This is a genomic window from Paenibacillus sp. VTT E-133280 (assembly GCF_002264385.1).
In the GTDB taxonomy this organism is placed as follows: domain Bacteria; phylum Bacillota; class Bacilli; order Paenibacillales; family Paenibacillaceae; genus Paenibacillus_AQ; species Paenibacillus_AQ nitricinens.
Genome location: NZ_NFUX01000124.1, coordinates 1 through 8,976, shown reverse-complemented (window position 1 = coordinate 8,976; position 8,976 = coordinate 1). Strand labels below are relative to the sequence as shown.

7 protein-coding genes are annotated in these 8,976 nt (G+C 37.8%); 2 read left to right on the top strand and 5 right to left on the bottom strand.

Annotation, left to right across the window (positions count from 1 at the left end; all coding sequences use genetic code 11):
• On the top strand, positions 1-916 hold a 916-nt coding region (locus CA600_RS29870; RefSeq protein ID WP_094874721.1), incomplete at its 5' end, for a tRNA dihydrouridine synthase.
• Between the two features lie 151 nt (positions 917-1,067).
• Here CA600_RS29870 and CA600_RS29865 read toward each other — a convergent pair.
• From CA600_RS29865 to CA600_RS29845, 5 genes are all read right to left on the bottom strand, one after another.
• Positions 1,068-1,931, bottom strand: coding sequence for a DMT family transporter (locus CA600_RS29865; RefSeq protein WP_094874720.1), 864 nt, complete (start codon positions 1,929-1,931; stop codon positions 1,068-1,070).
• A 31-nt stretch (positions 1,932-1,962) separates the two neighbouring features.
• Positions 1,963-2,775, bottom strand: coding sequence for an MBL fold metallo-hydrolase (locus CA600_RS29860; protein ID WP_094874719.1), 813 nt, complete (start codon positions 2,773-2,775; stop codon positions 1,963-1,965).
• A gap of 74 nt (positions 2,776-2,849) precedes the next feature.
• Positions 2,850-4,448 (bottom strand): extracellular solute-binding protein, encoded by a 1,599-nt coding sequence (locus CA600_RS29855; protein ID WP_094874718.1) that lies wholly within the window; start codon positions 4,446-4,448, stop codon positions 2,850-2,852.
• Between the two features lie 72 nt (positions 4,449-4,520).
• A complete protein-coding gene (locus CA600_RS29850) occupies positions 4,521-5,375 on the bottom strand; it encodes a carbohydrate ABC transporter permease (protein ID WP_373455910.1) in 855 nt (284 codons plus the stop codon).
• A gap of 56 nt (positions 5,376-5,431) precedes the next feature.
• On the bottom strand, positions 5,432-6,355 hold the full coding sequence (locus tag CA600_RS29845; protein WP_094874716.1) for an ABC transporter permease: 924 nt from the start codon (positions 6,353-6,355) through the stop codon (positions 5,432-5,434).
• 247 nt (positions 6,356-6,602) lie between these two features.
• Between CA600_RS29845 and CA600_RS29840 the strand changes: the two genes are divergently transcribed.
• Entirely contained in the window at positions 6,603-8,855 is a 2,253-nt protein-coding gene (locus CA600_RS29840; protein WP_094874715.1) for an AraC family transcriptional regulator, read from the top strand.
• Positions 8,856-8,976: the final 121 nt, after the last annotated feature.

Genomic DNA, 8,976 nt, shown 5'->3' with positions numbered 1-8,976 from the left:
GGAAGATGTCACAGATGTTGTATTTCGTCACGTCATTAGTGAAGCTGCCAAACCCGACGTGTTTTTCACAGAATTCACTAATACAGAAAGCTATTGTCACCCTGTAGGAAAAGACAGTGTTCGTGGTCGATTAACGTTCACAGAAGATGAGCAACCGATTGTCGCTCATATTTGGGGTGATAAACCTGTATTTTTTGAACAGATGAGTATTGATATGAAAAAACTTGGTTTTCGCGGTATCGATTTAAACATGGGTTGCCCCGCACAAAACGTCGCATCCAATGGAAAAGGTGCTGGATTAATACTACATCCTGAGGTTGCAGCAGAAATTATTCAAGCAGCAAAAGCCGGTGGATTGCCGGTTAGTGTAAAAACAAGATTGGGTTACTCTGAGATTGATGAGTGGCGGGATTGGTTAACACATATATTGAAGCAAGATATTGCGAATCTTTCCATTCACCTTCGTACAAAAGAAGAAATGAGTAAAGTAAATGCACACTGGGAGCTAATCCCTGAAATAAAAAAATTACGCGATGAAATTGCTCCAAATACGTTATTAACTATAAATGGAGATATCCCGGACCGCGCAACAGGATTAAAGCTAGTTGAACAATACGGCGTTGATGGTGTCATGATTGGCCGCGGCATCTTCACCAATCCATTTGCTTTTGAAAAAGAACCTAAAGAACATAGTCCAAAGGATTTTCTCAATTTACTTCTATTACAATTGGATCTTCACGATAAATATTCAAATGAACTCGAGCCACGTTCATTTAAACCACTTCTTCGCTTTTTCAAAATCTATGTTCGTGGATTTAGAGGCGCAAGCGAATTAAGAAACCAATTAATGGATACAAGATCAACAGATGAAGTACGTCGTTTAGTAAAAACTGTTTTAGAACAAGAATTAGAATGAGGCATATTAAACTGTGAATTGCCCCGTCAATTAGACAGTATAAAACTATCTAATGCTTAACAGAATGAAAGGCCTCTCGTATTCCTACGAGAGGCCTTTCAATTTTACCCTATACGGTCAGAACGTAGTCCTCAATTCTAGTAAAATCAACTTATCCCCATATGGCAATGGAGATGATCCCACAGGTAATCATAGCCGACATGATAATTCTTCGCACTCCTTGCTTCTCTTTTAGTACAAGTATGCCAAGAATCGTACCTACAACAGTTCCAATTTCTCGTATTGGCGCAATTGAAGCTAATGGAGCAAGCTTCATTGCCATCAGAAACATAAAATAAGAAGCTGGCGAGCAAATACAACCAATCAAGATCATTTTCCAGTTTTGTTGCCATTCCCTTATAATTTGTGCACGACCGGCTCTTATAACCATGAAGAAAGCGACGATTACATAATTAATATTGGATAATTCAAGCGTTGATAGTGGAGATAATTGCTGGACAATTAGTTTGTCCATTAATGTATAGCCCGCAACACACATCCCTACTACAATTGCATAAAGAATGGATATAGAATGAGTCGTTTTTCCTTGATTTGCATGACGATTAACGATTCCACTAATAATAAAGAGCCCTACTATGATACAACAAAAGCCTATCCAGCCTACTAGAGTTAAGGAATCCCCGAATAACACAACACTTAACAAGGTCACTAGCATGACACCAGTACCTCGCATGATTGGATAGGTCTGCGATAAATCACCATAGGAATACGATTTAGAGAGGAAAATGAAGTACGACCCTTGAAATAAAGCAGATATCGCCATATAGCCAAGTGTCTCCGCTTGAAGCTCAACTTGGAGCAGCTCAATAATAAAATAAGGTAATAGAGCAAGTGTACTAACAATATGAATCGACCAGAGAAATACGTATTTATTCAGACTTCTCTTTGTAAATAGGTTCCATACCGCATGTGTAATACCTGAAAATAAAACTAAAAAGACTGCCATTGAAATCATAGAAATATCCTCATTTCACTTATGCGCTAACTCATATGTCCAGTTGCATCCCATCAAATGCTACTGTAATCCCATTCGGCTCAAAAATATGAACCAAATCTTCATGCAACAGATGAGCATTATGAGAGAAATGAGTGACTACGATTCGCCCTTCTGCTTTCATAACAAAATTCTCGATTAACCATTCCCGTGTTTTTAGAGTATCCTCAACATTCATGTGAACTTCACAATTTGGGGCATTCCCAGTCGTACATTCTAGAATAGCAAGATCCAGTTTTTTTCCTTTCAACCAGTCCCAAGTCTGTTTGGGAAACCAACCGCTGTCGTGACCATAGAAAATGACTTTTTCATCCTTTTCTATGTAATACAATAAACAAGTTTCTTTAGAATCATGATTGGCAAGCAATGGCGTAATCGTAGCTGTTTGTGTTTCTACGGTTTCAAAGGGCTTCAAGTTGTGAAATTGGAAGCGATGCCTTTCCGTAGCAAGCAATTGACTACAGTGCTTAATAGGCAAATCATGACCGTATAGATGAAGTTCTTCCTCTTTATTAAATTGAGCATAACCAAGCGCACGAATCAGTAAATCTTCAGGATACAAATGATCGGAATGTGAATGTGTAAACAATAAATCGCGAACCTTATCCATATCTACAGAATCACGAATGGAATGATGTAAGGTGTCCGCCGGAAAATCAATCTTAAGTATTTCATCAATCAAGACCGAAGTGCGTGTACGAATATTTTTTCCACCACGTACTTTGGCATACTTGCAAGTCTCGCAATGACAGAATAGCGAGGGAATTCCTTCAAATGCAGCCGTTCCATGAAAAAGAACCTTCATAAATATTCCACCCTTATAGTAGAGAACAACAGAATTATCGTCCTGTTGTTCTCTCTGAGTAACTCTAGCCTATTTTACTGAATGTTCGAATCATTCAAATACTTTATCCATTGCTTCGTGTATTCCGCTTGAATTTTATCGAGACCCGCTTTTTTAGCCTTTTCCATAAACAACTTCAGGCCACCTTCAACATCCTTAACCATACCGTCATTCAAAGGATATAAGTATTGCTTTTCAACTTGTAGAAGGGCTGCCTTCTCTGCTTGATAAGACGTCCAATCCTCTCCGAAGCCTTGAAAAATATTGGGTTTAGCTATCTTATCCATTTCATCGAACATGTCCAGTACTGCTTGATAGCTCTTATCAAATAACATGAACTCCGGATTTCTCCACGCCCATCCATTCATCCCTTCTCTTGTGAAGCCGTTTGATTGGGCATCACCAATCATTTTGTAATATGCTCCATCCTCAATCTCAAAATTTTTGCCTTCAATACCGTATTGCGTCAACACATTGTAGCGTTTATCCGTGACCAATTTCTCATAGAAAGCAAGAGCTCTCTCTGGATTTTTGCTGCTGCGTGGAATTGCAAAGCCATTATGAATCGGATGAACGGGTGAAGAGAATCCTTTCATATTTGGATATGGGGTATAGCCTAGCTCCCAATCCGGGTGCAGTGATTTCACTTTGACAACAGCATCACCAAAGCGGTTAGGATTCTCACCTCCCAATATTGCTGCGGCTTTACCGGCGGCAAATATATCAGTACCACTATCTTTAATGTTCAGCATATTCTTCATAAAGAACCCTTTTTCTTGCCAACTTCTGAACATTTTTAAATCTTCCAAATGCTGTGGAGAGCCCCAATAGCTGGTTACGTCTCTTGGAGTGTCATACATGATGTTAAGTCCATATGGAACCTTATCGTTGGTATTCACAGTTTTAGTTGTCATTTGACGGACGGAATCTGTATGACTGACCTCAGTATCCGCCAGAGGCAGCATATCAGGTTCATTCTTGCGTATGCCCTCCAAATACTGCTCTAAAGTTTCGAGTGATTCCGGCTTTGGCAAATTATACTTTTTACGTAAATCTTCCCGATAGGCAATACCATCATTTACATATTCTTTCCAGATCGCTGGAACGGTGTAAATTTTCTTGTTAACCTTGACTGCTTCCCAGAAATCCTGTGGTACATATGCTTGTAGCTTAGGTGCTGCCTTCGGTAGGAGATCATCTAGCGGAAGGAAAGCCCCTTTCATCGCATATGACTGGTAATTTGTCCATTCTGCTGTAAAGATCAGGTCAATCGGCTGCCCTGAGGACAATAGAAGCTTATACTTCTGGTCCCAGTCAGTCCAAGTTGTGAAGTTAAATTTGACGGTTGCATTCAACTCTTCTAATGCCATTTTGTTAACTTCATCTTCAATGATCTTTAAATCCTTTGGAGCATCGCCCAGCATATAGAACTGAAGCTCCACTTTCTTGGATGTGTCGATTCCAGTCACTTCTGATGTTTCTGGTGCTGAGGTACTGGTATTTGAATTCGAATTCTTTGTTGGTTCTGACGATGCCTCCTTAGTATTCGTGCTGTTACTACTGCAGCCAGCAAACAAACTTGCAGTTAATAATAAAGAAGTGCCGATTGTTAACAATTTATTTCCTTTTCTCATACTAACCCTCCCCTTAATTGAATGATCTATGTCAGCCGATCGCATCCAAGCTTCTTTCGTTTGCTTTCGGTACTAACCCTTCACCGCACCAATCGTTAATCCCTTCACAAAATATCGCTGCACGAACGGATATAAGAAAATAATTGGTCCTGTAACGACAATTGCCATTGCCATCTTGGTCGACTCTGTTGGAATGTCATGTCCTAGGGATACCCCAGTTCCAGTGGCCATTTGAGAAACGAACATCATGGTATTTATCGTGTTATACAAGTAGTATTGAAGCTGATACATGCTAACGTCATTAATGAACAAGGAAGACATGAACCAGTCATTCCAGTACGTCAGAGCAAGGAACAGACCGACAGTCGCTATGCCAGGCATAGCAAGCTTCAGAACGACACTGTAGTAGATCCTAAAGTCGTTTGCACCATCGATTTTGGCTGATTCGAATAATTCTTCCGGAACTGCAGCTTTGATAAAGTTTTTCATTAATATAATGAGAAAAGGTGTCATAAGACCCGGTAATATCAGTACGGCATAGGTATCTGCTAACCCAAAGTATGTAGTCAGCATGATATACCAGGGTACAAGTCCCCCTCCAAACAGCGTTGTGAAATAAATGAAGAAGGACAATGGATTGCGGTACTTGAAATCTTTCCTCTGCAGAACATAACCTGCCATCGTAATGAGGAATAATCCCAACAGCGTTCCAACCACGGTTACAAAAATCGTAACACCATAAGCCTTGATTAGCTGAGTTGGGAAGATAAACACCATCTCATAGCCCTCCAGTGAGAACACTTTAGGAATCAAGTGAAAACCATCGCGAATAATGGATTCATTGGCTGTCAATGAGCCAGATATAATCAGAAGAAACGGAAACAGACAGAGCAAAGAAAAAAACGTAATGATCAGGTAAGCCACCATGCGGAAAACCCTAGAACTTAGAATGTTCTCATCCAATTGAATTCCTCCTCCCTATGTTAGAACAATGCATAATCATCATTTATTTTCTTGATGATATAATTCGCTGTCATAATCATTACAAATCCGAAGATAGACTGATACAAACCAGCAGCAGTTGCCATACCAATATCAAAATTAACTTTCAAAGACCGATAAACGTAAGTATCGACAATGTCCGTAACGTCGAAGAGCACTCCATTGTTCCCGACAAGCTGATAGAACAAATCGAATTGACCTTTCATAATACTTCCAAGAGCAAATAAGAGTAGAATAATAAATGTTGACTTCAGCATTGGTATGGTAATAAACCAGATTCGCTGAACAATATTTGCGCCATCAATTTTGGCAGCTTCGTAATACTCATCGCTAATTCCCATGATGGATGCAAGATAAATGACCATAGAATAACCCAAGTTTTTCCATATATAAAATGCTGTAATCAGAAATGGCCAGAGCCATGGTGTGTTGTATATGTCTACTGGATCAAGTCCTAACGATATTAATAACTGATTAACAAAACCGGAATCAGCATTAAACATGTTGAACGCTAAAACACTGACCAGAACAAACGAAACAAAATAGGGTAGAAACATAATGGATTGTGATAGTTTTTTAAATAACTTCCCTCGTACTTCACTTAATAGGATGGCTGCCCCTATAGATATCACGTTACCTAAAATGATAAACACCACGTTGTATCCAAGCGTATTTATTGTCAATTTCAACAGAATTCCAGATTGCGTTAGAAATTTAAAATTATCTAATCCTACAAACGGACTTCCAAATAAACCACCTGCAAAATCATAACTTGTGAATGCATAATAGATGCCGACCATTGGAGCATAAGAATTAATTAAGAAAAAAAGCAGTGTCGGTGCTATCATCAAAAACATGATCTTATTCTTATTTAATTCATATAAAAATCCTTTCTTCTTAAACATGACTGACCTCCTTCTGAAATGGAATTCCTCTGAATCTTTCCTCCAGATCATAGAAGAAGCCGATTCGATAATATACTGAACAATGACACAGATCGCTGTAATCTCAGTACCTGTGGAGTATGAACTTTCTGTACTTTTGTGAATATTCACTACATTTAGCCTAATTTAGGCTGCTGATTTATAAATTTGATTGAAAGCTCCAGACTGATGAATTATACTCAGACCACAATGAAAGGGGTTTCAACAAATGGTAAAACAGTGGTCTAAAGAGCATAAAAAAGTTTACAGCCGCATACTGCTTGGCTCTATTGGATGTGTTGTTATTACCCTTTTGATAACTACAACTATTCTTTATATGGACTTCACAACCATCGCACTTAAACAAGTTTATCGTTCCGATTCTAATAGTCTGAATCAGATTAAAACAGAATTATCTGTTATGACAGAGACTGTTACCTCACTGTCCTCCCAGATTTACTATGATTCCGCGGTATCTAAATTGTTGTATTATCCGGACTTAAATATTTATGATGTCATTTTTGCACAGCAACAGCTTGATAACTATCGCGCATCTTTACCATTCATTGAATCCATTTATGTATATAATGCGAAATCTAATCAGTTCTATATTAGTTCCAATAATTCACGAAGCGGAATTCAACCGAAGAACGAACTTGATGATGATGGAATTCTAGACCTTTTTAAGAATTTCAAAGAACATCGTCCCTTTCAACCGATTCCTAGAACCTATAACATCGGTTTGACTGAGTCCACTCCAGTATCAAGCTACACTTACTTGTGTTATAGCGTTATTGATGATAATAACGATTTAAACGCAGCTGTTGTTGTCAATATCTCGGCATCATGGTTAGGCCTGCGAATGAATCCATCGGAGAAAGAGATATCAGAGCATAACACGTTTATCATTAATCAGGATGGAATATTATTTTCCAATAATGACAAGCAAGCGATGCTAACTGATCTATCCGATAAAACCTATATACAAAAAATTATTCAGGACACTTCAGAATCGACTTATTTTCTAGACACTGTAGATGGAGTTAAATCTTTAATAACATTTACTTCACCGGATTCATTAGGTTGGAAATATGTTCGAATTACCCCTTATAGCAATATCACTCAAGAAATAAATGAAATGAGATATCGAATACTCTTTATCTGTATTGGCATTCTTCTCTTAGGATTATTGGTATCGTTAACGCTATCCCATAGTGTTTATCGCCCGATTGACAAAGTCATACGCAAGTTCAAAACCCTAGAAACAGAAAGACGTAATCATCAGCATATTCTCAAGCAGGATTTCCTTAGAAATACAGTTTTAGGTAGAGAAACGAATAATGCTGAGGTATTGCAACAGAAATTACATTACTTCAATTCAGAGCTTATGGTTAATAATAAATCACTGATTGTTTTGATAAGGATCGATCAATTCCCCACAGTCCTCGAGAAATACAAAGAAGATATAAAATTGCTCAAATATGCCATAATGAACATTTGTACAGAAATTTCATCACCGATCTTTCAAGTCGAAGCCATTGATATGGGGGATGATAGTCTTTTACTTTTGCTAAACTTTCATGATCCGCTTTATATAACAGAACGGGATTCGCTGATTGAAATAGCAGAGCTTATGCAGCTGTCAATCACCAAACATTTAAAATTATCCATCACAATTACCTTTAGTCCTGTGAAGGAATCCATAGAGCAATGCATTTTAGTCTACAAGCAAGTACTTGAAGCTTCTTATCATCGATTATTCAAAGGATACGGCAGCATCCTCTTTTCGGTTGACATTATGAACTTAAAAACCAAAGAATATATGTTTCCAGTTCACAAAGAAAAACAGTTCATCGAATCCTTAATGTCAGGAAATGTGGAGAAAGCACGTAGCATCTATATCGATATCGTAGGAGAAATATCAGAATATTCATTTACTGTTGTTCAACTTGTCATATCGCATTTAGCACTTACAGTTAATAACGTCTTGCGAACATTAAAAAAGAACAACGCAATTTTAACATTACCCGAATTCGATACAACTTTTTTACTACCCAATCATGTTGAAACCATGGAAGAAATCAATGCTCCATATTTCAAGATATTTGAAGAAATAAGTCAAAAGCTCGAAGAGAAACGAAATACAAAGCAAGAGGAACTCATTAAAAATGTACATCATATTATTGAGCGAGATTATAGTAATTCCAACCTATGCATAAATTCAATTGCAGACGAGCTCTCGATGTCTCCAATTTATTTGAGCCGGCTATATAAGCTGTTAACAACAAACGCACTATCAGATAAAATTAACGAACTGCGGTTGGATAAAGCTAAAGAGCTGCTGAAGACCTCTGAATACACCATTGTTGATATCGCCGAAAAAACTGGATTTACTAGTAGTTCATATTTTTATCGCTTATTTAAGAATAGTACTGGTATAACCCCGAGCGATTATAGAAAAAAGATAAAGGTCCTCCTATAATTCTGTGCATTAAACGAAAAGAAATGATACTATGTATGATGGGCAAAATGTTGCAAAAGAAGGAGAACTTATGAGTAACGAACAAAATTTTTGGCTTGATTTACCGAAGCCGTTTTTTATA

Coding starts and splice junctions, on each gene's coding strand:
- CA600_RS29860 (WP_094874719.1), bottom strand. CDS start 2,775: ATGAAGGTTCTTTTTCATGGAACGGCTGCATTTGAAGGAATTCCCTCG.
- CA600_RS29840 (WP_094874715.1), top strand. CDS start 6,603: ATGGTAAAACAGTGGTCTAAAGAGCATAAAAAAGTTTACAGCCGCATA.
- CA600_RS29855 (WP_094874718.1), bottom strand. CDS start 4,448: ATGAGAAAAGGAAATAAATTGTTAACAATCGGCACTTCTTTATTATTA.
- CA600_RS29865 (WP_094874720.1), bottom strand. CDS start 1,931: ATGATTTCAATGGCAGTCTTTTTAGTTTTATTTTCAGGTATTACACAT.
- CA600_RS29850 (WP_373455910.1), bottom strand. CDS start 5,375: ATGGTGGCTTACCTGATCATTACGTTTTTTTCTTTGCTCTGTCTGTTT.
- CA600_RS29845 (WP_094874716.1), bottom strand. CDS start 6,355: ATGTTTAAGAAGAAAGGATTTTTATATGAATTAAATAAGAATAAGATC.